Genomic DNA, 25,289 nt, shown 5'->3' with positions numbered 1-25,289 from the left:
CAAGACGGACTTGCATCCCACATTCCGCAGATAGGGGTCAAATTTTCCACTAATTCTAAAAAATAGAAACCCATTCCAATTTTTCGGTGAACTTCCGAGGCTTTACTATCAAATTATATAGCTAAGTAGGTAGGCGGGATTAAACTTTTTCATGTAACAATATGTAAAGGAGGCTTAGATCATCCATTAGAGAGCGTTAGAACGATTTACAATCGTTTACATAGAGAGATTTTATAGAGCCTACCTACTTACAAACAAAGTCCGCCTACGCGGACTAAGAAATATTGACGTGAAATCTTCAAAGAAGTCCACATCCTTTAGGGGTGGGAGTGTCAAGAAGTGGGATCGCGACGAATACAAAATCTGGCTTAAATACCCCCTTTATTCTTTAGTCCGCGTAGGCGGACTTTGTTTGTGTAGTAGCGATTTCAATCGCCGAAAATTTCAATCTAAACGAAATACAAAAATTAGTTTTCAGATTCAACTTTTTCTGTATTTCCACCTTTAATCCATCCCGTGCGATCTCTATCAGTCAAAACCCGCACTTTTTGCCATTGTTTATCATCACTTTCTCCCAAAACAACCACTTTTTCTTGATAGGCAATCCCACCAATTCGGTTAGCCTCGGTACTGGGAGTATCGCGTAAAATCAAACCGATAGGCTGGGTCACAATTGCCTGATAAGCACCAGGTTCAAGTTTTTCTGCTTCTGGAGTTGGGATCGGGGTTGGCGTGACCGCGGCTTGGGGAGTAACTGGCTTTGCAGCTATGTTTGCCTGGGGGTTATCATTGGGAAAGGTCGGACGTTCTGGAAGTTCTGATAAACGGGCTGCAAAATATAAGGCGGTAGCGACCGTTGCACCCGCTAAAATTAAAATTGCCAGAAAAAAACCAACAATAAATTTAAAAACACCATAAAGATTCATAGTTTTGGGAATAGTTCTATACATAGGTTTTAAACCCCGATCTAAAGATACCTATAATACCATCAACCGGATAGGCGACGATTTAAACTACTCTGTCGAGAAGCTAAACGGGCTTTCCCCGCAGCAGCCCAATTTTGCAGAAACTCAATTTGCTCCTTCGCTGTTCTGGCTAAGGGGACAATTTGACTCGCTGCTTCTAAAATATCATCGGTGACGAAATCTCGGTTTTGACTAAAGCCAATGTGCATCGCTTCAATTAAAGTTTGTTCAATTTCTGCCCCAGAAAAATCAGGGGTTTCATAGGCTAATCGTTCTATATCATAGTTTCTAATATTTTGGGGACGTAGTTTTGATAAATGCACTTCAAAAATGGCTTTTCGTTCTTCTTGATAGGGTAATCCCACAAAGAAAATTTCATCAAATCGCCCCTTTCTTAACATTTCCGGGGGCAAAGATTGAATATTATTGGCCGTTGCGACCACAAAAACCGGGGAGGTTTTTTCGGCTAACCAAGTAATAAATGTCCCAAACACTCGATTACTGGTTCCTGAATCTCCTCTACCGTCTAATCCCGAAAAGGCTTTATCAATTTCATCAATCCATAACACACAAGGAGCTAGGGCTTCTGCTAATTGAATCATTTGTCGGGTGCGAGATTCCGATTCTCCAACCAGTCCCGCAAATAAACGCCCCACATCTAATCTTAATAATGGTAAATGCCAATGATGGGCGATCGCTTTTGCCGTTAAGGATTTTCCTGTTCCTTGGATTCCTACTAATAATAACCCTCTGGGATAGGGTAAACCATATTGTCTCGCCCGTTCTGAAAAGGCACTTCCCCGGAGTAATAACCAATCTTTTAAATTATCTAACCCCCCAATATCAGAGATATTTTCCTGGGCAGAATAGAAGTCTAAAATTTGAGTTTGACGAATGGTTTGGCGTTTTTCTTCTAATATTAATTCAATATCATCCTCTTGTAATTCTCCATGGGTAGCGATCGCCTTTGCTAAAATTCGGCGAATCCTTTCCATCGAAAGTCCTTGACAGGAACGCACCATTTCATCTAATAAACGAGGATCTAAAGGCTGTCCTGTTGTAATTAATAATCGTTCAACTTCCGTCTTAATTTCTATTAGATTGGGTAAGGGAAATTCTAAAACCGTTAACACTTCACTCAAGTCAGAGGGAATCGCAATTTGGGGAGAAATAATTACTAAATTCTTAGGTTGAGACTTTAATTTTTTGGCTAAATTTCTTAATTTCCGCGAAATTGAAATATCTTCTAAAAATCTATGAAAGTCCCTTAGAATAAAGACAGCAGGCATCGCCTCTGGTAATTTTTCTACAAATTCTAAGGCTTGTAACGGATTGCGTTTTCCGGCGCCTAAATCATTAGGATTTCCCTGCTGATATCCTTCCACAAAATCCCAGACATAAACCCCACGGTTGCCTTGATCTTTTGCCGCCTGTTTAATTACAGTTTCGACTCGTTCTTCTTCTAAAGTCGGAATATAAATAATAGCGTAGCGCGATCGCAATAATAACTTCAATTCCTCATTGAATTTACTCATAGAAAGAATCAGGACACGGGGAGCTTGGCACGAATATTAACGGTCAGGTCAACTGGGTAGATTAGGTTTGAGAGCTTGTAATGAGGCCCAGCGTTGATCGACAATAGGCTGGGATTCGGTTGATATTGGTTGGGGAAGTTCACAGGGCCCCTCACAGAGTTGGCGTAGGGGTAGGGCTAAACACAATTGTTGATAGAGCCAATCCCCAAGTAAAAAATGACCTTGGGGATGCAGACTTTCCACAGGTTCATCTAAAGAAATTTCTACTTCAGCTTTAGAAGCATCGACTTTATCTACCGAAGCCATCAACCAAATCAATTCAGAAGTATCGACCTTTAACCGATGGTTATATTGTTTTAAACATCGGTCACAGGTCAGGGTAACAATAGTTTCCGCCTGAACCACCGCCTCGATATAAGTGGTTTTATGACTGACCCGCATCCGACCTCGAACCGGAGTTAGAGTTTCTAAGTCGGGGAAAAACTCTTGAAACTCAAATTCTAAAGATCGGTTTTGTGTCCTAAGTAAATCTGGGATATAGATGGAGTCCATAATTATTTTCCCACCTGCGGTACAATAAGCAAGGCTAAACAAAGTTTTCGGTGTCTAGCCTTTTATTTTAACCACCAAACGACGATCGGGTTCCTGTCCCCGACTATAGGTTTCTAAATCATCGCTTTCTTCGAGAAAAGAATGAATCAGACGTCTTTCTGCCGAAGACAGGGATTTAATTTCCACCTCTCCCCCGGTCTCTCGGACACGACTGGCCGCATGGTCAGCTAAAGCCCGCAATTCCAAATGACGTTGAGTTCGATATCCGTTGAGTTCTACGGTGTAAGAGGTGCGCTCCTCGTCGTCTTTGCCCAGGTTATGAATGGCGTTGAGTAAATATTGAATCGCATCTAAAACTTCCCCGTCCTGGCCGATTAAAGTTGCCACCTGTTCCGGGGTGAGATTAACTTGATCAATGGTTAACCAACAGGAATCCGCTTCTAAACTAGGTTTTACCTGGGAGGGAACTGCCCCTAATTTGAGCAATTCCTCCAACCATTCTTGGCCCTGTTGTATATCGCTATTATTCATTTCTACGACTGCGCCTTTTTCTTAGAACGTCCCGGCTCAAAGGGTAATGCTTCTCTTTCCCCATCAACCGTTGCTAATTTAGCGGTTTTACTGGATTCTTCCACAATTTTTTGCAAGTGTTCGGGCAGAGGTTCCCGGGACAAAATAAATGCTTGAACCGTTTGGAAGATATTTGCAATCAGCATATACAGCAACACACCCGCCGGAAGGGGGAAGAAGAAAAACATCCCACTGAACAGCACAGGTGTAATTTTATTAATCGTATCTTGCTGAGGATTACCACTACTCGAACCTTGTCCCGATAAGACTTGGTTGAGATATAAAGATACCCCAAAAGCCAGAATCATCCCGACAATATCCCAGTGAATCGTACCATCGGGATCAACGGCCCCGACTCGACCCAAAGCATCAATAAACAGAAATCCTTTATCCGAAGCTAATCCCCTCAGACCCACTTGAATCGTGGCATCTCCAGGTGCTAAGGCCAGGATTTGACCGTTTTCACCGACTTGGATCTTATCTTCCCCCTTCAGAATTTTCCAGGTGGGGATTAGGTTTACTTCGGGATATTTTTCCAATTCCGATGTTAAGGGTTTACCGTCAACGGTTTGGAGTTCTACCTTTACCTTCTCATTCACCCCCACACGATTACCACTGGGAATCATTGCCACAACGGAAGTATGAATTCCATCGGCGAAATAATAATTTTGAGCTTTAGTAGCGTAGGCTTGGGGCTGAACTTGTTCAATTTGTGCTTGGGGTAAAATCTGTAGGTCTATGCTGTAGTTGACATCAGAAAAGGGTGAACCCCGCAAAGTGGCAAACAGAGCAAAAAGAATCGGCATTTGAATCAGAAGCGGGAAACATCCAGCTAAGGGATTTCCCAGTTCTTTGTAGACTCTGCTCATTTCTTCCCGTTGTTTCACCGGGTCATCTTTATGCTGTTGTTGGATTTGATCAACCCGTTCTTTCATCAACGGTTGGGTGACTTTCATTCGCCGCATATTGCGAATTGAACCCGCATTCAAGGGGTAAAGCGCGAAGCGAACCACTAAGGTTAACGCCACAATTGCTAAACCATAACTAGGCACGATCCCGTAGAAAAAATCTAGGATCGGCAACATCAAATTATTGGAAAGAAACCCGATACCAAAGTCCATTCTTTTGAGTTTATTGAACTGCTTGCGTAAAATATATATAATTTTAAGAACCATTAGCCGACGCTGGATTCGTGGGTTGGCGACAACCCATACCATCCGTCAGGCTTCAGGCTCAACACCGAAAAAACTGCATCCTTTTCCCAGATTATCGGCTGGTTATCGCACTGGCTTTTTGAGCCTGGGGTGAGATTTTATCAAGGATAAAGTCGTAGGCTTCTCGAAATCGAGGAATAGCCCGCAGTTCCAGACGAGATCCATTTTTCAGGGTGACAACCATATCCCCCCAAGTCCCGAGTCCTCTGGGAACCTTCACGATTTTGATAATTTCTGAATAGACAATATCGGTACGATCCTGTCCCATCCATCCACCGATCACAGATATCCGGCGGTTCGTGATCCGATAGCGCAGCCATAATGCCCGCACAATCGCCCCAATCGCCAGAGGGATACCAATAACCGTCAGTCCTATTAATAGATTGATAATCAGGTCGCCGATCGCCGGGCCTCCCTCATAAAAACTTTCCTCCCGTATACCCATTTAAAACCTCTGCTTCTACCAACAACTTTTCTAATTCTTGCAGAATTTCTGAATAATTGCACTGATCGGCCGTTGGTTTAACAACGATCACAACGTCCCAACCCGGTGATATCAAGGGTAAAAACTGATGCCAAACTGCTCTAATTTGACGTTTGATCCGATTCCGAACCACGGCCCGTTTACTTACTTTTTGACTGATGGAAATGCCCATCCTAGTCGGCTGAACACAGGACGAGTCGGTTAAATTCCGTTCTGTTCTATGGGGTTGACCTCGTAAGGCCCTCAAGGTTAAATGAGGGGTTTTGCGATGCAGTCCTTTGCTATAGACGGCTTTGAAGTCCTTGGGATGTCGGAGTCGATTGGTTTTCGGTAACATTAATTAGGTACTGCTACCCACAAATTCAAAATTTCCTTTAGCTTGATCATCAGGATGGCAATGAGTTCGTGGGAATAGCAATAGGTTTTCTTGAATTGGGATCAAGGATTTAAAACGTTAAACGCGCCCGTCCTTTCCTGCGACGAGCTTTGATAACTGCTTGACCGTTTTTTGTCCGCATTCTTACTCTGAAGCCAGAAACTCTTTTCTTTTTGCGGTTCGTTCCTTGCAGGGTTTGTTGAGCCATTACTTACCTCCGGTGCCTTTTTGTTAATTTGTTAATTAAAAGTCACAATTTTTCAGTGTATCACATCTTTGGGACTTTAGGCGCGGGGTGCAAAAAGCTTCTCCACAACTACAATATTAATCAATACTCAAAACCCAGGTTCCCACATAACGCAACATTGGCACATCTCCGGGGGAGCGAATATTGGCATTAAAATTGAAAACGCCCCCAAAGGTGGGATTTTTGACGTTAGAGAGAACGATTTCTACCTTAGTCCCGGCGGGAATCGGTTCTTGGGGATAAATTTGGATAATATGGTTCTCTTTATCCCAAATCACGTCTTCTAAGGGAATCGGCTTATCTTTAATGCGAATTTGTACTGATTTAGGATCAATTTTGCCTTTATAGTATTCGGGATAGGTGATGGAAACTTCGGCGATCGCTAAATTCAACTTATCAGCCGGAAGTCTGAGTTTATAACGATCCCATTCTCCCGACCGTCCGCTTTGGAGAAAATAATTTAAGATGTTGGTCTTGTCGGGGCCACTTAACAGGGTCATCCCTGGTAAACCCTGGGCTTGGGTGATTTTAGCTAAATTTGTCAGGGCTAAACCCGTTATTAATAATGCAGAAAATAGTCGTCGCATATCGGCTCCTGTAAAAAAGTTAAATTTTGTTTAAATTTTAACAACTATATCAAAAATAGGTTAAAGGATTAAGAATCTACATCAACCAAATAAGCAGGTGATTATAACATTTTTCGGGTTTTTGTGCAACAATTATTATAAACTCTATTATTCTATCCTTTCGCATACCCATTTACGAAATGCTCTCAACGCTACACTCGTCCCCTTTGTCCGACTCATTTCTACAAACTGAGAAATTACTTCTATGACTGGAAAATTGGGAAAAATTGGGCTAGTTTGAGACTTAATATATTCTCCATTTCGCAGAACATAAATTTGCAATTGATCATTTTCATAGCGCCACAGTTCTCCAACACCTAGTGCTTGATAAGCACTTAACTGAGTTTTAGAAGTAACATCAACTTCAATGGCTAAATCTGGCGGTGGGTCAACCGTTAAATCTAACCGTTTTTTTCCAATCATCGCTTGATAATTTTGAATATAAAAACAATTATCCGGTTCAACTCCAGCCGCCATTCCTTGACGTTTAAATGTTGTTGATCCAAAACACTCCCGTTCCATTTCTAGTTCTTCTAGCAGAATTTTTACCATATCTCCAATAATTTCTTTATTAAATTCATGTTCTGGTAAAGGCATCCTAATCTCCAAAATTCCTTGAAAATAAGCCACTCGCGCCCCCCGATGTTCGCCCAACTCCGCTAAAATTGCCTCAAAATCTTGCCAGCTTACATCCAGAAACAGCACACGCTGTCCAGGGGGAACGCTGAGTTGCTTGAGTTGCAGTGTCACCATCACCATTACCCTTTTCTAAGAGTTACTTTTAGTTTAATACAATTCAAAATAAAAATTTTATCCTTGTTCCCTGGTAGAACCAAGAAACGAGAGGAATTTACCCAATAACAATAACTTTAATTATTATCCGTATGATTATTATCAATATTCTCATCAATATTACAATCTTGTATAGATAGTTCAGTAATTTCTGATGTGGGGATTGTTAGATGAAACTGAAAAACGATTTGATGTTGATCAATATTAACAGTAGTGATATTAATAACGCTTTGTTTAGGTAATAAATTTTTAACAGGAACTTTGTTATCCAGCTTAGATTTATAACCCGATTCATCAAGCCATTCATAAATCTTGCGCCAGTTTTCTACTTTTTCTGCTTTATCTAACAAAGACTTTACATATTTATAAACCGTTGCACATAAATCAGACTCTACGCCTCTGGGAATTTTCTCTAATTTTTGAGCGATTTCCGAGGGACTACAGCCAGACAACAACCCCCTTAAATGAGCTTTTTCAATGGGAGTGAGATGCTTTCCTTTCGCAGATGCCAAGTCAGCATAAAGACTATCTAAATCCCACTCTTGGGCCGCTTGGCTAAATATTTTGTCCACTTGAGCCATATTCCGGGTATAAAAACAGCTAACACGATTCTAACATAAATTCTAACGTTAATCAGTAGACAATCAGAAGTTAGTTAATTTATTATCAGTTACAGAGGAGTTCGACAAACCAGAGAAAGATAGGAAACCTATGCCCACAGGGAATCTAGCGGATTTTGCGATTAACCAGGAACCACGCTGTCCAGTTGTTTTGTTACTGGATAACTCAGGTTCAATGTCCGGTCAACCCATCCAGCAGTTAAATCAAGGGGTTGCCGTGTTTAAGCAATTCGTAGATTAATAGCAGAGATAACAAAATAATAACAGATTAATCTGAAGATCTGTTATTAAACTGTAAAATTATAACATTTAAGGATTGAAAACACATGGCTAAATATATTATTTCCAAAACAGATTTGGATCAATTCGGTCAATTTTTTGGCAGTATTGATAACGATACTATTACAGTAGAAAATTATCAAGATACAATCTCTTACACAATATTAGGTTTGTCAGGACAAGATTCTATTATTGGAGCTAATGGGAAAGATATTTTGTTCGGAATGGAGGGAAATGATACAATATTAGGTAGGGATAATAATGATATTTTATATGGTAATGAGGGCAACGATTCGTTATACGGTGAATATGGATATGATACAATTTATGGAGGTCAAGGTAATGATATTATCAAAGATAGTGGTTATTCTTTTGATGGTAATAATGGCATAAGCTTTTTATTTGGTAATTTAGGAGATGACTCAATTACTGTATCCTCTAGTGGAAATGCTGATCTATTTGGAGGGCAAGGTAAAGATATTTTAACAGGAAATGAAGGGAGCAATAGTATTTCTGGAGATCGAGATCAGGATATATTAAGAGGTGATCTTTATGAAACAGGTGGAGCAGATACTTTTATTATCAGTAAAACTGCTGATCTTAATGAAATTCCAACGGGTACTGAAAATGCTGACTTAATTTTAGATTTTATCAATAGTGAGGATAAAATTGGTTTAGTTGGTGTTACCTTTGAACAATTATTAATTAGCGAGATCCAACCGCAACAGATTGATAGTATTTTTGGACAAGGAAGCGTTGAGGAAAACTTTGGGACTAATATTACCAAGTTTTTGAAAATTGAGTCCAGTGGTGAGTTACTGGCAGTGCTAGGACGAGATCGAGATAACTTTACTCTAACTGCTAATGATTTTGTGATTATTTAGCTTAACTTTTCTGATTTGATTTTGGAAATATCATTCAGTCCCTTATTTTATTGGTGATCGAACTATGAACGACAAAGAAAAGCAAAACTTGGTTGCTAGTCAAGTTAAATCAACGCTCAATGATGCTATTCAAGGATTAAAAATTTTCTTAGTTAATCCTGTAGGGGGTCTACCTATCTTTTTTCAAGGATTAGGAGAAAAAAGAGCATTAGGAGTGGGAATTACTTTTGGTGTAGCTTACGTTCTTTGTATAATCTTAGCATTTAATAAATTCAAAAGTCAGAATTCAATTTCTGAAATATCTGTTTTCAACCTAATTGCTCTGAGTATTACCAGTTTCTTAAGTATTGCTGGATCTAGCTTTTTAACCCGTAAATTATTCAGAGGTTATGGCAGTATAAAAGGAGATATATTTATTGCAGGTACAGCTTTAATTCCTATATCATTATTAATTTTAATTTCTTACTTTTTGGGTTTTATCAACTTGGAAATCATTGCTATTTTTGCTGTAATAGCTATGACTTATACAATTTTAATGATTTACACAGGTTGTAATCAAATTTCAAAAATACCTGAAAATGGCTCGGCTTTAGCTGTATCAGTCATGTTAATTATTAGTGGGTGGCTATTTAAAATTTTAGTTTTTTCTAATTTAATCTCAAAATAAAATTAATATTTGAGATAGAAGAAGGGGGGGTTTAGTAAAATCTTTGATGGGTATTCAATATCTGGGTGAACCCGCCCCTACGGAGATTTTGTGGATTTCACCGGATATCATATCAACATTATCCTTTCTATGAGCAAATTTCAATGCTGAACAATTTTGGTAAATTTTTAATTGTATCAATCATTCCATTGATTGAACTAATTGGCAATTCTACATTAGTCTTGGCGCAGTCTACCGCAGTTCCCGTGAGGTTACAACATGGCGAAGGAATTTATACAATGACTGTTCCTGACCGAGATACAACTCGTGCTGCTTATGGGGGAAAATTGAGGCTTTATGATGTGCATATCGCTAAAATGTTTGAAGTGACTTATTACGATTGTCAACAGATTAATGCCGGATCAAGAACTTGGTTATATTATGCTGGCAATGGTCAAATTAATATGGGCGAATTCTTTATTAGTTGTGACCTTGCTAATCGAATGGTTAACCGCTATGGTTTAGGTCAAGCTGAATCAACAGTGATTGAATACTCTCAAGAAGAAGCTGGGCCACCGATTCCTAGAACTCGTTCTATTCCGATTTTAGATATTACAGGTTCAAAAGTGGATTCATGGATTGATTTTGTCCAGGGATTTAAACCTGTTCGTTAAATTGGTATTATGCTGATAGCTAGAATTAAATTTCACTTCAGGACTTACGCAATTGCGCTACATATAGCACATAGAAAACCGAGCGATTTTCGGCGATTTAGCTCAAAGAATCGCAAGGAACCCGGATTAAATTAGTCTAAATTCATGAGTTTTAAAGCTCAATAAATTTTAGCTTCAAAGACGGATATTTAAGCTCTTGGGTAAGGTATTTAGACAATAAATTAGCTTTTAATTCATAAACAGTTTGAGAAACTTTCCTCGCTGTTGTTGAGAGAAACGTCCAAACTAATAAAGCGCAAGCAATATGGTTTTTTTGAATTCTCCCTCAGCGACATTGACAAGATTCTATCCCGGTTAACTGTTTGATTTCCCATACAGGGCTACGCTACGCATAGCATAGCTGCGTAAGTCCTGTTAATGTAGAAGCAGAGGAACAAGATATTTTGATCAACGAAGATATGGTTGAAGATGAGTAGATACGGTGACATTGCGGGGTCAAGGATTTAGCCCTAAAGTTAAAATGGGCGATCGCATTCAAAATGAGCGTGGTCTGGCCGCCCATTGGAGCCGCGATTTCTACGGCTGCAAATGCCGCCACATCCGGTGGCAATGTTAGTCTTACCGCCGCAATTTATGGGCTTGTGGAGCGCTTATTATTACCCTTTGGATTATATCATATTTGGAATGTTCCTTTCTTTTTTCAAATCGGATCATTTCTTGATCCAATTACCAATAGGACAGAATATTCAAAGCGTTGATGCTGTCGCCTTAACTCGATTACGAGTTAAAATTATTGATAATAACCTGGTTGATGAAGATAAATTAAAAGCCGCAGGTGTGGAAGGAATTTTACGTTTACCCGACGGTATTTTACATCTATTAGTCGGTTTGGGTGCAGAACAATATGTAAGAAATCAGTAATCAGTCATCAGTGTAGAGACGTGCCACGGCGCGTCTCTAGTGGTTATCTGTATTAGATAGGTTTAAAATCAGTGTTAAGATTGAGTTGATTGGCTTGGACTCCAGGTAAAAATGCAATCAGTTCTTCTAAACCCGATTTATTAACATAAATACCTGCTCCGGTTCCATACCCGGATAAGGTTAAATCTTTAAAAGTAATTACATCATTAGTTTTATAAGCAAAGTAATCTTGACCTACAGTAAAATCACTAATAAAGGCAAAATCCGTTAAACCTCCGGCGGCGTAATAGGTGCTAGAATCAGAACTACCTAAGTAAAATCCATCTAATCCCGCACCCCCAACTAAAGTATCAATTTCACCCGCCCCTGGAGTGGTTGAATTAACATCAATCCCCGCAATAAAATCATCCCCAAGATCACCGGAAACATAATCATTTCCCCCACCACCCGCTAGGAGATCAATTCCTTGACCTCCAAACAAAGAATCACTATCATTTCCTCCAAATAATAAATCTGAACCTAAGTTACCAAAAATTTGATTTTTACCTGATTCTCCAATCAGAACATCGTCGTCTTTTCCTCCAAATAGCAGATCATTCCCTGGACTACCATAAATAATATCTGCTCCTAGATTGCCATTAATCGTATCATCGCCCTCAAGACCTTGCAGGGTGTCATCTCCCCCTAGCCCGTAAATTTCATCGTTTTCAATCAATCCAGTTAGATTATCGGCTGCTTCAGTTCCTAAAATTAAAGTCATTTTTTTAATTAGTTATTAGTTATCAGTTATAAGTTATCATTAATAAAGCAATTGTTGGTTATTGTCAACTAAAATTAATATTTATTTTACTTAACTGATTACTGATGACTGATGACTGATTTCTGAGTAGTGGCGATCGCCACAATACCTGCAACAGAAATTCCCGACTTTTGGAATTGAGAAATGGCTGATTTAACCGTTGCACCTGTAGTATAAATATCATCTAAAATTAAAACCGAACCCTGGGGAGGGCGACGTCGGAAATCCTGACCAATATTAAATACACTTTGCATTTCTTTTAAACGTTGATCGGGCGAAAGTTCATGGAGTGCTTCCGTTTGTTTAATTCGTTCTAAACCGTGAGAAGATAGGGATAAACCCGTTAATTCACAAAAACTTTTCGCCAACAGTTCTGCTTGATTAAACCCGCGTTTTTTTAACTTAGCTGGGTGGAGGGGAATGGGTACGACGGTCACAGGGGAGATCCCTAACCCGGGAGTCGATAACCAAGTTTGTGCCAATCCATAGCCCAAAGGTTTAGCTAATTCGGTATGATGATTATATTTGAGAGCAGCGATCGCTCGTTTGAGAACATCTTTGTACTGTCCCCAGACACAAAGCGGCACCTCAGAGGTAAATTTAACCCCAGGGGGAAACCGACAGCGAAGTAACTGTCGTTCGCAATAATCACAAAGTTCTGTTGTTGCAGGTCGGTCACATAACGGACAGTTGGGTTTGAGAAATAAACTTAGGAGAGCTTTCACAGTTCGGGTTTTCAGATCAAGTTATTACTAAATTTAGTTCAAAGTGTGGATAATTTTTATGGGCTTCACGAAATTCAATCTGATCATCGCGATTTTGTCGGGGAGCCAGCCTTTTATTTAAGCCAATTACTCCATCAGGGTCATCCGGTTTTACCCGGTTTTGTAGTTACGGATCAGTTATTTTGGGAGTTTTTAGAAACCATTAATTGGTTAGAACCCCGATTTGTTGATTTCCCTGAATTATCTCTGTATTTTGACATCAATCAACCCCGGCAATTACAAATTATTGCTCAACATCTTTGTCAACAAATGATGGACAGTCATTTACCCCCGTCATCGAGTCAGCCTATTCAAGACAGCATTGACAAATTAAAAACCTCAGCATTGATTTTTTATCCGAGTTTGAACACTCCCCATCACTTAAAGACATCGGGACTTTTTGACTCGGTGATCGGGTGGGCGCATACTCAAAAAGCTTTAGTGGGATTAAAACAAGCCTACTGTGAATTTTTTCGGGCAAAAAGTTTATTATATTGGCAACGATACAAAATTGAATTACAAAATTTACGTCCGGTGGTATTAGTTCAACCTCTCCAGTCCGCGATCGCTTCCGGTTTTGTGGAAATTCGCCCTAACTGTTGGGAAATAAACTCGACTTGGGGTTTGGAATTTTCCCTATTATGGGGAGAAAGCCATGCTGATATTTATTTGATCCAACCCCAAACGGGAATGATTCAACAACAAAAATTAGGCTCTAAAACGATTATCTATAATTTAAAATCTGCTCCTGATCAATCGACAAAATATCCCATTTCTAAAAAAAAATTCGGAATTAAAAATCCTCAACTTCCGATTCATGCTACTTGGATTTCTGAACACCAACAAGGATTTTCCCTAAACCGTGAAAACCTACAAAAATTAATCAATATTATTCAAAAAATTATACAGTTTAATCCGGCAATAACTCGATTAGATTGGCGTTTATTGCAACAGCCGCAAGATCGAGAACCTCAATTCTATATCGTCGGGGCTAAATGTGCCAAAATCCCTCTTTCTTCTCCTTCAATAAAGTCTGATTATAGCACCCATCAACAGCATTTTCAAGGACTAGCTCTGGCGTCTGGAAAATCTAAAGGAACTGCATATATCTTGACGGAAACACAACCTATACCCTCACAATTACCGGAGAATACCGTGTTAGTAGTTCCGGCAATTACTTGGAATTATTTACCCCTATTAAAGCAGACTGTTGCTATTGTGGCTGAAAAGGGAGGAATGACCAGCCATGGTGCAATTGTGGCGCGAGAATTGGGTATACCTGCTGTTTGTGGAATCATGAATGCAACAATCAAAATCAAAACAGGGGAATCTATTTTTGTCGATGGAAATTATGGGGAAGTTTATGTTATTAAGCCTGAGCATTTAGTTGATCAACGGGTTTTAAAATGGAGTTTTCAGGAACAAAAACCGATTAAAATTCCTACCTATATAAACTCTACACCCCTAATGGTTAATATTAGTCAATCGAGTTCTATCCAGCGACTTCATTCTTTACCTTTACCGATTGATGGAGTAGGTCTATTTCGATCAGAATTGATCGCTCTTGAAATATTAAAACGTTCTGAATATCCGACTATAAACTCTTGGATTTCTCAGGAAATAGGGGACAAATCCTATGATTTTAATAAATGGATTTTACATCAAAAACAGCAAAAATTTATTCAAGAAATGGCCGAACTCATTGATCAGATGGCTAAAATTTTATCCCCTAGACCCGTTTATTATCGAGCCTTGGATTTAAGAGAAATAGAACAATCTGTATCGGGATTCAATTATTTTTATCCCCTGGTGGACTATAGGGAAAGTCAGAATAGGAAGTTATCCTCCGAGAATAGTATTAATAGAGGAAATTTTCCAGTTTCACACTCTCCCTCTTTAGAACGTTTAGTTTTATTTGATTTAGAACTAAAAATTTTATTAAAAGTATATGAATTGGGAAATAAAAATATTAATTTGATTTTACCCTTTATTCGTTCCGTTGAGGAGTTTACTATTTATAAAAATCGGATCGAAGCATCACAATTAAGCCATTATCCTGAGTTTCAAGTGTGGATTATGGCGGAAGTTCCATCGATTCTATTTTTATTACCTGATTATGTGAAAGCTGGAGTTCAAGGGATTTCAATTGGCACCAATGATCTGACCCAATTATTATTTGGAATTGATCGAAATCAAATGCAGGTATTCCCAGGTTTATATGAAAGTAATCCGGCTTTTAAAAAAGCGATAAAACAGTTAATTGAAATTGCAAAAACTGCTAATATTCCTTGTTCAATTTGTGGAGATGCTCCCGCATTATATCCCGAATTAATTGAAGATTTAGTCCGGTGGGGAATTACATCAATTTCCGTTAATTTAGATGCCATTGAATCTACCTATATGGCGATCGCCAAATCAGAAAAACAGATTCCCCTAGAAACCTCTCGCCATCATCTTTAGAGAGTAGGTAGGGGCGAGGTCTTCTCGCCCTCAACCCTCACCTCAACCCTCAACCTTAATATTGAGTCCGTTGGAAGGCTTCTTCCGGGGAAATATTACCGTAAATCACCGATAAAATTCCCGGTAAATAGTCATCCATCGTCGTGACACTGGTATAGATTAAATGTTTAATCAATGCCGGGTTTAGAGCCGCATCTTCCGCATCTAAACTGGTTTTATATCGAAGTTCACCATCTTGAAAATTCATTTCAAAATTTCCCACCACTGTCCCATAGTTGAGCAGGGTGATAAATGTCGCCATATTATAGCGTTTATAGTCAGGAACTTTCACCGGAGAAACGGAATAAACCGCAATTTGCCGTTCTTCTTCCCTAACAATGGTATAACAATCAAATCGGCCGTTTTTGCCCTCTACACCCAATGCCAAGACTCGCCGATGTTCAATTTCTCTATAAACCCAACCATCTAGGGTCATAAAGTCAATGAGAACATCAAATACAGGCCGATCTGATGGGTATTCTTGAGAAAGTAATTCCGGGTTTTGTTCTGACACAGTAAACATCCTTAATTTTCCTATATCTACAAAGTTCTTTGAATAGTGGCTTTAACAATTACGCTCGATGGGAGTTATCTGGCGTTGGCATATTATACGCAATTTTATTTGCTTTAGCACTCCGGTAAACAATATTAGTTAATTCATAATAAATGGGGGGATACAAGGAGTAAAGTTGACCATAATAAAAACGATTTTGATATCGGTTATAATCTTGAATTTTTTTTCTAATTCCCGATCCTAAACGAGAATTTTTTTCAAAGGTTTTATCACTCTGTTCAATTGTCCATTTAATTTCCTCACCATCAACTCCGCGACTAATCAAATCAAAACACTGTTCAATAACTTGACGAATTCTTTCCCTGTCTTTGGACTGAAATTCTAGTCCCTCTTGCTCAGAATTTCTGGGTAATAACTCTAACCGATAGCATCCATTAGGATCAGCATGGGGATACCAACCGAGTTTTAAAGTATAACCCTTTTGATTAATAATCCAGTCTGTTTCCTTAAACTCAATTGATTGAATCACTAGCAAGTTTTCATGATAAAAATGCTGATTGAGAATGCGACCATCCTGTACAAACGGATCTTCATCCCCAAAAGAATTATCAGTGATTGCCCAACCACTAGGAATATTCAGACGAACAAGGTTTGATTGCATAAATTAGGATTGACTGGCTCAAGAATCAAGTAAACTCAGCTATCTAGTGTGCCGTTAGCAGCCATTAATATTGCTTTCTGCCCACTTACGAATTATAATGCAACTTCTGATCAATATCATGTTTTTTTATAGACCGCAAGGCAAAAGACACCTTTCCCTTTCCGGATCGAAGGTTGATAAGCGGATTAATGGAGGTGTGATTGCGTTGAAGTGAGTTTATGTTTAATATCGTATTTTAGCCTTAGCGACCCTGGTGGCGACTCTGAGTGTCGGGTTGAGTTCTCCGAGTATCGCTCAACTATTTGACCAGACATCATCACCATCGGACTCGAATGTACAAGCAACAGTTGATCCGAGTCAATTGATTACGGTCAGACTGTGAAATAAAACCAATCAAACCCTAGTTTATGCCTTAGCTAATGATCATTCCCAACGGTTAGCACCTGGTAAAACTGAAGAATTTTTAGTCAAAGTCGAACGTCAACCCGGAGAAACCAGCACAATTTTAATTAATACACCGGACAATACTTACCCGTTAATTTATAATTTCCGCGTCGTCCCTAAAAATATATTAACGGTTGAAATTAATCCTACCAGTGCAGACAATCCCAGCCAAAGATGCTATTTATATTCCTTAGTATCTTCTTTTGCCAGGTTAATTTGTCGTTTTAAATCCTTATCTGGTGGTTGAGAGGGTAATCTTCGCCATCGCTTTTTTCTAAATTGAAATCCATCTTCAGAAGTATCAGATGGAAAACTTAAACTATCTGAAAAACTATCCGAAGAAGGATTACTTAAAAACTCTGGATTTTTGATAAAATCTTCAATCAAATTGCGAAATTCCTGTTCAGCCTTTTTGCTTTTGCGATAGTGTTTTTTGATTAAATCATTATAACTTTTATCAAATTTCTCTAAACGCTTTATCTGATAAATCTCTAAGCCATTGGCTTCCTTGTTTTGCATCAACAAATTCTCCAATTTCAGGATTATCTCTAACCTCTTTTAAAGTGTCTGATAATACTTCTTGATAACTTTTATTTTCTTGTTCGATAGCATCAAGAATAGTATCAACTAAACCATCAATAGCATCAACGCAAAAAAGGAATTCTCTTTCTTGTCCAGTTATTTTAATTATTAATAAATAAACAAAAGACCAAACTTGTTGAGGAAATTTCCAAATACTATTGTTTGGCTCTATTAAATCATAAGCCAATTTGATCAACAAATCCTTATCTTCTTCTTCAAAATTATGCCATTCTTTTTGAATAGTTTTTGCCAATCTATGTAATTTTTTTCCTACAAGAATAAATTTTGATGGATTGACTACTACTCCATACTTAAAGTGTTTAATTTCATAAGGATTAACTATCACTACTGTAGTCACTAACGTCACCTCCATAAGATGTGACAAATGGTTTTAATCATCGAAGATGTCTTTTTTCTTTTGACAAAAACCTTGAAAACCTGAACCAATTTTAGCACATCCCGTATAAAACTGATAACTGACCCCCAAACCCCCGTAGGAGGTCTGGGGGCTGATGACTGAAAAGATCAGCCCGTATTTCGCATTCCGGCGGCAATGCCGTTAATAGTTAATAGGGCGCCTCGGAGTAATTCACCCTTGCTATAACGGGAATGGACGACACCCGAAGCCACGGATTTTCCGTGTTGACGTAACCGTTTTAACAAAGCCACTTGTAATAAACCTAGAGGAATAATCGTGGCATTGCGTAACTGCACCGAACGCTGTAGGACGGGATCATCTTCTAATAGTTGTTGATGTCCGGTAATTTCTTGGACTAACTGAATGGTGAGATTGTATTCGGCGAGGATTTGTTGGAATAATATCTCAAACCGTTCGAGATCATCGGGATGACTTAACTCCCGAACGTAGTGATGGGCGATTTCCATATCGACTTTAGCCAAGGTCATTTCCGTCTTGGAAATCAACACTTTAAAGAATGGCCATTTAACGTAGAAATACCGCAGGAGTTTCAGATTTTCCTGGGGTTCCTCGTTGATAAACGCCTGTAAAGCGGTTCCCACACCATACCAAGAAGGCAGTAAAAAACGGCTCTGAGTCCAGCTAAATACCCAGGGAATCGCCCTTAAACCAGAAATATCCTTTTTCTGATCACCACTACGACGGGCGGGGCGAGAACTGATTTGTAGTTGGCTAATTTCTTGGATCGGGGTAACTTGATGGAAGAATTCGGGTAAATCGGGTTCTTCATAAATTAAAGCCCGATAGTGCGCCCGCGATCGCATTGATAACTCCTCCATAATTTGATTCCAGGGATCAATCTCATCAAAACCGTTATGGAGAAGACTGGCTTGGATGGCTGCGGTGGTGACGCTTTCGAGATTAAATAAAGCCAACTGCGGGAGGGAATATTTAGACGCCAGGACTTCCCCCTGTTCGGTAATTTTAATCCGGCCATTAATACTGCGGCCCGGTTGAGCCAAAACCGCTTTGTAGGCTGGGCCACCGCCTCGACCCACCGAACCCCCGCGTCCGTGAAAGATTCGCAGACCGACTTTATAAGATTCAGACACTTTCTGCAAGGCTTTTTGGGCTTTATGAATTTCCCAGTTACTGCTCAAGAAACCCGAATCTTTATTACTATCGGAATAGCCTAACATAATCTCTTGTAGAGATAGATCGGGATCGTGACTCACAAGTTTATATTGTTCATAACCTCCAGCTAACATTGCCCGATATAAAGGTAATTCAAACAGAGTTGTCATCACCCGGGGAGCACGTTTGAGATCTTCTACCGTTTCAAACAGAGGAACAACAATAACATTCCCAATTCCGGTGGCTGGATCATAAAGTCCGGCTTCTTTTGCCAAGAGTAAAACTTCCAGTAAATCACTGGCTTCATTACTCATACTAATAATATAGGTTTGGCAAATTTCCGGCCCAAATTCCTGTTGTAATTCCCGCATTACCCTAAAGGTGGTAATGGTTTCGCAGGTTTTTTCAGAAAACGGTAATTCCGCCGGAATTAGGGGGCGACGGGTTTGGAGTTCTGTTGCTAACCATATACATCTTTCGGCTTCTGAAAGCTCGGTATAGGGTTTGGGTAAGACTTGCAAATAGTTAGTAATTTCGTTCAGAGCATTACAATGAATTGAAGACTCTTGACGCATATCTAACCGGGCTAAACTAAACCCAAAAACCTCCACCTGACAGATGAGATTTTCCAGTTCTTGACAGTTCATTCCGGTTTCCTCTAGGTTGCGTTGAATCATTTTCAACTCCACCAAGAAATCATTCCCAGAACGGTATAATTTACTGGCTTCGTGGTCAGGAACCAGACGCTCTCGGATGCGAGACATTTCGGCATTATTGTACATTTGCCAATTGCGATCGCGAGTATTTTCTAACCGTTTTTGGACATAAGAAAGTTTTAAACGATAGGGTTCTTGACGATAGCGAATGGCGGTTTGATCATAGATATCAGGTAATTGTCCCTGATCTCGATCCAAAGATTCTAATAATTCGGGAAGAACATCACTCCAATGTAAGGATAAACTCAATAACCGATTGAGGCGTTTCACCGCTTCAATATATTTTTCTAGGACAACATGACGCTGATAACAAGCAGTTTTCCAGGTAACTTCCGGTGTTACCGATGGATTTCCGTCTCGATCTGAACCCACCCAAGATCCGAATTTACAAAAATCATGTTTAGGTAATTTCAGATAGGGAAAAGAAACATTTAAAGCGTGTTTTAAGCGCTTATAAAGTTGAGGAATGGTGTCAAATATAACTTCCTGAAAATAGTGCAGGGAATAATCTACCTCATCCAAAACCGTAGGTTTAAATTGGTGGAGTTCATCGGTACGCCACCACAGCCGAATTTCTTCGGTCAAGTTTTCATGGAGTTCTTCTGTCAATTCCGACATAATGGAAGATTCTCCTAGCTCCTCAGTTCTGAGTCCGCCAAAACTTTCATCAATTTGATCAAGTTGTTCTAGGATAGTGGCAATGCGACGCTGTTTAGTTCTAATTGTATGGCGAACAATTTCCGTCGGGTGAGCCGTAAATACCATCCGCACATCTAGTTGATCTAATAACCTTTGGATCTTTTGGGCGGGAACATTTAACTGTCGCAACATCGGAAATAGGGAATGGAATGTTGCTAACTCCCGATCCTGTTCGGTGTAATTGGTGACATTAGGAAGGGGACTTTCTTCTTGATCGGAAAAACGTTGATTCCGAGTATCGAAAGTAGACATGGATTTCACCGGGGAGACAGGTGACTTTGCTTTCCCTTTTCCGTGGTTATAAGCAAGCTGTTGTTCCCGTTGTTCATAGTGCTGTTCAACGATATTAATCAGTTGAAAATATAAGGCAAACCCTCTGGCCGCACGAATAGCCTGGTTAATATCAAGCTGTTCGATTAACTTGAGGGAATCCGATCCTTGAAATTCTTCAGCCTGTCCTTCCGGTGAGGTCATGGATGCTAACTGATGGAGTAAATCCACCAGTTGTTGACCGCACTCTTGACAGAGAACGGACTCCCAGACATCCTCAATAATCTTGAGACGATTGCGTAAAAATAAATCCGAAGTGGTGGTTGGCGGGTTTGACGAAACGACCGTATTTGGAGCCTGTTCGGAAGATTGGAGCAGTGAACTCATGATCGTCTTTTCCTGTGTGTGTGGCAAGAATATCCAGTTTATTGTATTGCCTAATTTCTCGCATAACCACAGAACTTTACAGTCAAATCTGTCACCGTTCTCTATTCTATTTTTTGTCTGATTCGGGAAAATGCAGAATCGGAAGGCGATCGCCTCGGAAAATTTCTTCGCTGTTGGTGCTAAGGTTCAACATAAAATCATGGAGTGCTTTGGTTCCCAGTGCAGCGATTAATAGGGGTGGAGTAGCCAAACTGACCAACCACTCTTGGGGAAAAGCAATGGGGTCGGGACTTTTTACTGGATGATTATTAGTGGGGGTGGGTTGCATAGATGATTTGTGCTTAAGCGCAACAACGGGGAGTTGATCTAAATTTTGGGCTAATCGTGCCAAAATTGTAGTCGAATTCTAACATGGGTGTTGTTGTATTTTTGAACCCATCTCAGGCATTAACCCTTGAGATTAGAAATGAAATTCACAAATCGGGCCGTTTGGTAGGGGTAGGGAGTTGAATTGAAGGCCAATAAAACAGTTTTAACCGGAGAGGGTTTAGCTTTAACCCAATGGGCAGAAAAAGCCGTTGGACTTGCGGATGTGCAGGTTCAAATTCGTTTGCGTGGCAATCATTTGCACGTTCTGTGTGAAGCACTGATCAGTCCCGATGAAAAAATCGCTACATCTAATTTTTCCGGGGCCTTAACCCAAACGAATCTAACGGCTTTACTACCGCCCAATCAACCAATCTACAAGATTTTTTTATCGGGTCGAAGTTTGGGGGCGGCACGACCGGATTGGACAGTTAAGCTCGAATACACGGAATTACAATTTCAGACATCTACAGGGCCTTCTAAGGCTGTTGAAAGCCCCCTAACATCAGAAAATATTCAACCTATTCCTGAGCCTAGACAGAATCCCTTAACAAAAATTACCAGCCTATTTAGACGCTCTCAGCCCCAGGAACTTGCTCCGGCCCACCGTATACAGCCAGGGGGGGTTGAGGAGACGATTCAACCTGAACCGGAACCATTTTCCTCCCTCGCCGATGAAGGTCTGGCTTTCACTTCCATGCCTTTGGAATTTAACACCGAAGCACCCGCAGCAGTGCCAGCGTCCTCCCTCCCTAATACACAATCATCAACAACCCTCAACCCTCAACCATTAACAACTAATAACGAACCATTAATACAACCATCAATAACTGACCCTCAACCGTCAACGGTTACAGCCATTGAGGTGTCAACGGAAAGTTTAGCCCGACAGGGTTATCCCGATGCGATCGCCAGCTACCTGAGCGAGATTTTAGGAGGATTAGGCGTTGGGGTAAAAGTGACGATTCGGGAAAAATCCCCGAAAGGCAAAAAAACCGAAGCCCTACCGGAAACCAATCCATCCGGTCGGAGGCTGTGGGTATTGTGTGAATCGGCCTATAGTCCCGATCCCTCCCTATTAGCTCAACCCATTGCTCAACGGTTGCGACAGTTGCAGCTTGAAGGGTTTCGGGATGCTTGTATTTTGTTGCAAGTCCAGGGGGAATCTACCCCCGACTGGATGTTACGGATTGATTTAACCTCACCGGATCGGATTCTCAAACAGTGGGGGCGCTGGGGGGATGAACAGGCGATCGCCCGCTTAATCAATGACAAATTGAGTCAATTACAGATAGAAGTCCGAACTACGTTAAAAGAATCCACCCTGCATCTGTTCTGTCATTGCATTCAAACGAACGGTGCAACCAAAAGCCGCAAGCGTCAGGTTCCCGATAAACAGGCGGTGATGGATATTGTTATCCCCCTATTGGATATCCTGGCTCCTCAAGGAATTTGTGCCGCCACGGTCTATGGTTTAGAAACCACCGCCACCCAAGCTAAACCGGGTGCTCCGATTTGGGTAGATTGGTTAAATTTACCCGCGGCCCAACATTCTGACCTCCAGCCCACGGCTCTAACCTTAGCGGAACAGGGCAATCTTTCCGCCTTGCGCTTTGTTCTGACTCGTTTAGTTAATCCCGATTTAGAGCTAAAACTAGCCACGGGGGGGATTCGGGTACTGTTATTACAAAAAGCCGAATTACTGCACGTCATGACCGAGGGAGCCACTTGTCCGTCCCAATCTCAGGTGGCTCCGGTGATTGCTCAATTTTTACGCAACCATCGGATTAGTGGTATTTCCGGGGTGAGAATTTATGGCCGTCGTTCAGGACAGAAACTTCCTCTCTGGCGCTACGGGATTTATCTAAAAACCAGTCAACCTGATACTGTCCCCTCCGTCTTACCCGATTTTGTTACTCCCCCAGAGGAGGGCGAAACCCTGGGAGAAAAGTCATCTTTACCCGATGGTTTAGTCCTGCGTCCTGACTTAAATCTGGATCATCTTGAAGCCGATGTTTCCAAACCCTCAAATCTGCTCTATCCCAATTGGCGAGAGGTTTTAGATCGGGGGGCTGAAGTTCTCGCCCAAGGATTGGTAACAACCCGGTTATTTGCCCCACGGACGGCGATGATGGTTTCTGTGCCTAGCAAAACCCACCGTTATCAAAAAATTGCCTTAGCTTTGGTTTGGGCAACTTTGGGAGGATTATTTGTTGTACAGGTGGATAAAATTCTAGGGGAATTGTTAGTAGAAATTCCTCTGGATGGGGTTGGGGAAATGGTAATTACTACTGATAATTCTAGTAATTTAGAGGAAAAAAACTCGGAAATTATCGTAGCATCAGATATTACGGAAAGTCAGAAAAATTCCAAAGAAAATGATATTTTTAATGGTAGTAATTTTATTTCTTCCACGGTCAAAAACCAAAAATGCAATTTATCTGATACAAAATTAGGGTTAGAAGCCTGTAAGTTAGCTCAATTTCTTTATCCAACTTTTAAAAGCCCCCAATTAGATGAACAGTTAGCTCGATATCAGCATTTTATTTTGACGGAAAAACGCCCCCCGGATATTATGATTATTGGGAGTTCTAGGGCTTTACGGGGGATTGATCCTGGGGTTTTAGAAACGGAGTTAAAAGCCCGGGGTTATGGGAAATTAAAAGTTTATAATTTCGGGGTGAATGGAGCAACTGTACAAATTGTTGATTTAATTATTCGTCAAATTTTACCCCCGGAACAATTACCCAAGTTAATTATTCTAGCTGATGGGGTACGCGCCCTGAATAGTGGTCGAGTTGATCGTACTTATGAAACTATTTCTGCCTCGGAAGGTTATCAACAAATTTCCCAGGGAACATTTCAAATTCAGCCCCAAATTGAGCAGAAGCAGCCTTCTATTATAGGTTGGCAATCTAGTTGGGGAAATTTAGCTAAAAAGTTTCATCAAGGACAATTGAATTTTGAGGGGTTTCAAACGGAATTAAATCAACAGTTTGTAGGCTATTCACAAGTATATGAAAAACGCGATCGCCTGCAATTTCTATTACAGTCTATAGTCAGGGGAGAAGGGTTTAAAAACCAGATTGAATCCCCCGTTGATGAAGGTGAACCTTTTAATGACCAATCACTGAAAGCCTCTGAGTTTTTACCCAGTGGATTTTTACCTTTATCGACTCAATTTAGCCCTGAAATTTATTATCAAAATCATTCTCAAGTTTCTGGTTATTATGATGGGGATTATAAAGGGTTTGAATTAGAGGGAAAACAAACCACTGCTTTAAAAAATTTAATTGAATATGTAGACTCTAAAAATATAAATTTGGTGTTTGTTAATATGCCTCTTACTGAGGATTATCTGGATCAAGTGCGGATGGCTTATGAACAAAAATTTAGGGATTTTATGCAATCAATCAGTCAGGAAACGGGAATTACTTTTATTGATTTATCCGGCGAATTGTTACAAAACTATAATTATTTTTCCGATCCGAGTCACTTAAATCAATATGGTGCAGTGGCTGTTTCTCAAAAGTTAGTTGAACTGGAGCAAATTCCTTGGCCAAGAAGGAAGTAGACGAGGATTTAGTAGAGACGTGCCATGGCGCGTCTCTCTGGATTTAGTATAGACAGGGATGACGAAGGCTATATTGG

At 40.2% G+C, this 25,289-nt stretch carries 27 protein-coding genes and 1 pseudogene; 8 read left to right on the top strand and 20 right to left on the bottom strand.

The window, feature by feature from the left end; genetic code table 11:
• Window positions 1-467: 467 nt before the first annotated feature.
• From AC559H_RS24345 to AC559H_RS24295, 11 genes are all read right to left on the bottom strand, one after another.
• The gene (locus tag AC559H_RS24345; RefSeq protein ID WP_431602507.1) at window positions 468-950 is read right to left on the bottom strand and encodes an SH3 domain-containing protein; all 483 of its coding nucleotides are present in this window, start codon (window positions 948-950) and stop codon (window positions 468-470) included.
• 38 nt (window positions 951-988) lie between these two features.
• Window positions 989-2,500 (bottom strand): Ycf46 family AAA ATPase, encoded by a 1,512-nt coding sequence (locus tag AC559H_RS24340; RefSeq protein ID WP_026794635.1) that lies wholly within the window; start codon window positions 2,498-2,500, stop codon window positions 989-991.
• Between the two features lie 48 nt (window positions 2,501-2,548).
• Complete coding sequence (locus AC559H_RS24335; RefSeq protein WP_026794636.1) at window positions 2,549-3,052, bottom strand: YceD family protein; 504 nt, start codon at window positions 3,050-3,052, stop codon at window positions 2,549-2,551.
• A gap of 54 nt (window positions 3,053-3,106) precedes the next feature.
• Entirely contained in the window at window positions 3,107-3,583 is a 477-nt protein-coding gene (locus tag AC559H_RS24330; RefSeq protein WP_026786221.1) for a Jag family protein, read from the bottom strand.
• A 2-nt stretch (window positions 3,584-3,585) separates the two neighbouring features.
• Window positions 3,586-4,743, bottom strand: coding sequence for a membrane protein insertase YidC (gene yidC / locus AC559H_RS24325; protein ID WP_026794637.1), 1,158 nt, complete (start codon window positions 4,741-4,743; stop codon window positions 3,586-3,588).
• Window positions 4,744-4,888: 145 nt separating this feature from the next.
• Window positions 4,889-5,281 (bottom strand): PH domain-containing protein, encoded by a 393-nt coding sequence (locus AC559H_RS24320; RefSeq protein ID WP_026786219.1) that lies wholly within the window; start codon window positions 5,279-5,281, stop codon window positions 4,889-4,891.
• Entirely contained in the window at window positions 5,253-5,657 is a 405-nt protein-coding gene (gene rnpA / locus AC559H_RS24315; protein ID WP_026794638.1) for a ribonuclease P protein component, read from the bottom strand. The genes AC559H_RS24320 and rnpA overlap by 29 nt, the downstream gene beginning before the upstream one ends.
• A 109-nt stretch (window positions 5,658-5,766) precedes the next feature.
• Window positions 5,767-5,904 carry a 50S ribosomal protein L34 gene (rpmH, locus tag AC559H_RS24310; RefSeq protein WP_071782564.1) on the bottom strand — a complete coding sequence of 46 codons (138 nt, stop codon included), beginning with the start codon at window positions 5,902-5,904 and terminating at the stop codon, window positions 5,767-5,769.
• Window positions 5,905-6,020: 116 nt separating this feature from the next.
• Window positions 6,021-6,530: a DUF2808 domain-containing protein gene (locus AC559H_RS24305; RefSeq protein WP_026794639.1), complete on the bottom strand. Its 510-nt coding sequence runs from the start codon at window positions 6,528-6,530 to the stop codon at window positions 6,021-6,023.
• Between the two features lie 147 nt (window positions 6,531-6,677).
• A complete protein-coding gene (locus tag AC559H_RS24300) occupies window positions 6,678-7,328 on the bottom strand; it encodes a Uma2 family endonuclease (RefSeq protein WP_330943094.1) in 651 nt (216 codons plus the stop codon).
• A gap of 110 nt (window positions 7,329-7,438) precedes the next feature.
• A complete protein-coding gene (locus AC559H_RS24295; RefSeq protein ID WP_026794641.1) occupies window positions 7,439-7,942 on the bottom strand; it encodes a helix-turn-helix transcriptional regulator in 504 nt (167 codons plus the stop codon).
• A 130-nt stretch (window positions 7,943-8,072) separates the two neighbouring features.
• On the opposite strand from AC559H_RS24295, the gene AC559H_RS24290 reads away from it, so the two are divergent.
• The 4 genes from AC559H_RS24290 (at window position 8,073) to AC559H_RS24275 (ending at window position 10,464) form a co-directional block, all read left to right on the top strand.
• Window positions 8,073-8,222, top strand: coding sequence for a hypothetical protein (locus tag AC559H_RS24290; RefSeq protein WP_155806167.1), 150 nt, complete (start codon window positions 8,073-8,075; stop codon window positions 8,220-8,222).
• A gap of 85 nt (window positions 8,223-8,307) precedes the next feature.
• The gene (locus tag AC559H_RS24285) at window positions 8,308-9,144 is read left to right on the top strand and encodes a calcium-binding protein (protein WP_026794642.1); all 837 of its coding nucleotides are present in this window, start codon (window positions 8,308-8,310) and stop codon (window positions 9,142-9,144) included.
• Between the two features lie 64 nt (window positions 9,145-9,208).
• A complete protein-coding gene (locus AC559H_RS24280; RefSeq protein ID WP_026794643.1) occupies window positions 9,209-9,811 on the top strand; it encodes a hypothetical protein in 603 nt (200 codons plus the stop codon).
• Between the two features lie 143 nt (window positions 9,812-9,954).
• Window positions 9,955-10,464, top strand: coding sequence for a hypothetical protein (locus tag AC559H_RS24275; protein WP_202806307.1), 510 nt, complete (start codon window positions 9,955-9,957; stop codon window positions 10,462-10,464).
• 151 nt (window positions 10,465-10,615) lie between these two features.
• Here the strand turns inward: AC559H_RS24275 and AC559H_RS24270 are convergent.
• Window positions 10,616-10,834: pseudogene (locus AC559H_RS24270) on the bottom strand (IS701 family transposase); the annotation flags it as partial.
• A gap of 169 nt (window positions 10,835-11,003) precedes the next feature.
• Here AC559H_RS24270 and AC559H_RS24265 point away from each other — a divergent pair.
• Both AC559H_RS24265 and AC559H_RS24260 read left to right on the top strand, forming a co-directional pair.
• Window positions 11,004-11,222 carry a PTS transporter subunit EIIC gene (locus AC559H_RS24265; protein ID WP_071782563.1) on the top strand — a complete coding sequence of 73 codons (219 nt, stop codon included), beginning with the start codon at window positions 11,004-11,006 and terminating at the stop codon, window positions 11,220-11,222.
• Window positions 11,182-11,385: a PTS sugar transporter subunit IIB gene (locus AC559H_RS24260; protein WP_071782562.1), complete on the top strand. Its 204-nt coding sequence runs from the start codon at window positions 11,182-11,184 to the stop codon at window positions 11,383-11,385. The genes AC559H_RS24265 and AC559H_RS24260 overlap by 41 nt, the downstream gene beginning before the upstream one ends.
• A 52-nt stretch (window positions 11,386-11,437) precedes the next feature.
• Here AC559H_RS24260 and AC559H_RS24255 read toward each other — a convergent pair whose 3' ends face one another.
• Window positions 11,438-12,145 carry a calcium-binding protein gene (locus AC559H_RS24255; protein ID WP_051319568.1) on the bottom strand — a complete coding sequence of 236 codons (708 nt, stop codon included), beginning with the start codon at window positions 12,143-12,145 and terminating at the stop codon, window positions 11,438-11,440.
• 98 nt (window positions 12,146-12,243) lie between these two features.
• Window positions 12,244-12,909 (bottom strand): ComF family protein, encoded by a 666-nt coding sequence (locus AC559H_RS24250; protein WP_233422912.1) that lies wholly within the window; start codon window positions 12,907-12,909, stop codon window positions 12,244-12,246.
• A 45-nt stretch (window positions 12,910-12,954) separates the two neighbouring features.
• Here AC559H_RS24250 and AC559H_RS24245 point away from each other — a divergent pair, with 45 nt between their 5' ends.
• On the top strand, window positions 12,955-15,408 hold the full coding sequence (locus AC559H_RS24245) for a putative PEP-binding protein (RefSeq protein WP_026794645.1): 2,454 nt from the start codon (window positions 12,955-12,957) through the stop codon (window positions 15,406-15,408).
• A 55-nt stretch (window positions 15,409-15,463) separates the two neighbouring features.
• Here the strand turns inward: AC559H_RS24245 and AC559H_RS24240 are convergent, their stop codons facing one another.
• The 6 genes from AC559H_RS24240 to AC559H_RS24215 form a co-directional block, all read right to left on the bottom strand.
• Window positions 15,464-15,961, bottom strand: a complete 498-nt coding sequence (locus AC559H_RS24240; RefSeq protein WP_026786205.1) for a type III secretion system chaperone family protein — start codon at window positions 15,959-15,961, stop codon at window positions 15,464-15,466.
• Between the two features lie 58 nt (window positions 15,962-16,019).
• Window positions 16,020-16,622 (bottom strand): hypothetical protein, encoded by a 603-nt coding sequence (locus AC559H_RS24235; protein ID WP_026794646.1) that lies wholly within the window; start codon window positions 16,620-16,622, stop codon window positions 16,020-16,022.
• A 621-nt stretch (window positions 16,623-17,243) separates the two neighbouring features.
• Entirely contained in the window at window positions 17,244-17,585 is a 342-nt protein-coding gene (locus tag AC559H_RS24230; protein ID WP_051319569.1) for a hypothetical protein, read from the bottom strand.
• Entirely contained in the window at window positions 17,524-18,006 is a 483-nt protein-coding gene (locus tag AC559H_RS24225; protein ID WP_026794647.1) for a hypothetical protein, read from the bottom strand. The genes AC559H_RS24230 and AC559H_RS24225 overlap by 62 nt, the downstream gene beginning before the upstream one ends.
• A 167-nt stretch (window positions 18,007-18,173) precedes the next feature.
• Complete coding sequence (gene ppc / locus AC559H_RS24220) at window positions 18,174-21,272, bottom strand: phosphoenolpyruvate carboxylase (protein WP_026794648.1); 3,099 nt, start codon at window positions 21,270-21,272, stop codon at window positions 18,174-18,176.
• A gap of 106 nt (window positions 21,273-21,378) precedes the next feature.
• Window positions 21,379-21,600, bottom strand: a complete 222-nt coding sequence (locus AC559H_RS24215; RefSeq protein WP_036832171.1) for a hypothetical protein — start codon at window positions 21,598-21,600, stop codon at window positions 21,379-21,381.
• 183 nt (window positions 21,601-21,783) lie between these two features.
• Here AC559H_RS24215 and AC559H_RS24210 point away from each other — a divergent pair, with 183 nt between their 5' ends.
• Complete coding sequence (locus AC559H_RS24210; RefSeq protein ID WP_026798617.1) at window positions 21,784-25,212, top strand: SGNH/GDSL hydrolase family protein; 3,429 nt, start codon at window positions 21,784-21,786, stop codon at window positions 25,210-25,212.
• The last annotated feature ends 77 nt before the right edge of the window (window positions 25,213-25,289 follow it).

The organism is Planktothrix prolifica NIVA-CYA 540 (assembly GCF_963864145.1).
Lineage (GTDB): Bacteria > Cyanobacteriota > Cyanobacteriia > Cyanobacteriales > Microcoleaceae > Planktothrix > Planktothrix agardhii.
This window is presented reverse-complemented; position numbering and strand designations above follow the sequence as displayed.

Excerpts from the sequence above, each read along its gene's own strand:
- AC559H_RS24215 (WP_036832171.1), bottom strand. The coding sequence starts at position 21,600 with ATGCAACCCACCCCCACTAATAATCATCCAGTAAAAAGTCCCGACCCC.
- AC559H_RS24280 (WP_026794643.1), top strand. The coding sequence starts at position 9,209 with ATGAACGACAAAGAAAAGCAAAACTTGGTTGCTAGTCAAGTTAAATCA.
- yidC (WP_026794637.1), bottom strand. The coding sequence starts at position 4,743 with ATGGACTTTGGTATCGGGTTTCTTTCCAATAATTTGATGTTGCCGATC.
- AC559H_RS24335 (WP_026794636.1), bottom strand. The coding sequence starts at position 3,052 with ATGGACTCCATCTATATCCCAGATTTACTTAGGACACAAAACCGATCT.
- AC559H_RS24330 (WP_026786221.1), bottom strand. The coding sequence starts at position 3,583 with ATGAATAATAGCGATATACAACAGGGCCAAGAATGGTTGGAGGAATTG.
- AC559H_RS24290 (WP_155806167.1), top strand. The coding sequence starts at position 8,073 with ATGCCCACAGGGAATCTAGCGGATTTTGCGATTAACCAGGAACCACGC.
- AC559H_RS24285 (WP_026794642.1), top strand. The coding sequence starts at position 8,308 with ATGGCTAAATATATTATTTCCAAAACAGATTTGGATCAATTCGGTCAA.
- AC559H_RS24320 (WP_026786219.1), bottom strand. The coding sequence starts at position 5,281 with ATGGGTATACGGGAGGAAAGTTTTTATGAGGGAGGCCCGGCGATCGGC.
- AC559H_RS24255 (WP_051319568.1), bottom strand. The coding sequence starts at position 12,145 with ATGACTTTAATTTTAGGAACTGAAGCAGCCGATAATCTAACTGGATTG.
- AC559H_RS24275 (WP_202806307.1), top strand. The coding sequence starts at position 9,955 with ATGCTGAACAATTTTGGTAAATTTTTAATTGTATCAATCATTCCATTG.
- AC559H_RS24235 (WP_026794646.1), bottom strand. The coding sequence starts at position 16,622 with ATGCAATCAAACCTTGTTCGTCTGAATATTCCTAGTGGTTGGGCAATC.
- AC559H_RS24295 (WP_026794641.1), bottom strand. The coding sequence starts at position 7,942 with ATGGCTCAAGTGGACAAAATATTTAGCCAAGCGGCCCAAGAGTGGGAT.
- AC559H_RS24230 (WP_051319569.1), bottom strand. The coding sequence starts at position 17,585 with ATGCAAAACAAGGAAGCCAATGGCTTAGAGATTTATCAGATAAAGCGT.
- AC559H_RS24300 (WP_330943094.1), bottom strand. The coding sequence starts at position 7,328 with ATGGTGATGGTGACACTGCAACTCAAGCAACTCAGCGTTCCCCCTGGA.
- AC559H_RS24345 (WP_431602507.1), bottom strand. The coding sequence starts at position 950 with ATGTATAGAACTATTCCCAAAACTATGAATCTTTATGGTGTTTTTAAA.
- AC559H_RS24340 (WP_026794635.1), bottom strand. The coding sequence starts at position 2,500 with ATGAGTAAATTCAATGAGGAATTGAAGTTATTATTGCGATCGCGCTAC.
- rnpA (WP_026794638.1), bottom strand. The coding sequence starts at position 5,657 with ATGTTACCGAAAACCAATCGACTCCGACATCCCAAGGACTTCAAAGCC.
- rpmH (WP_071782564.1), bottom strand. The coding sequence starts at position 5,904 with ATGGCTCAACAAACCCTGCAAGGAACGAACCGCAAAAAGAAAAGAGTT.
- AC559H_RS24265 (WP_071782563.1), top strand. The coding sequence starts at position 11,004 with ATGAGCGTGGTCTGGCCGCCCATTGGAGCCGCGATTTCTACGGCTGCA.
- ppc (WP_026794648.1), bottom strand. The coding sequence starts at position 21,272 with ATGAGTTCACTGCTCCAATCTTCCGAACAGGCTCCAAATACGGTCGTT.
- AC559H_RS24305 (WP_026794639.1), bottom strand. The coding sequence starts at position 6,530 with ATGCGACGACTATTTTCTGCATTATTAATAACGGGTTTAGCCCTGACA.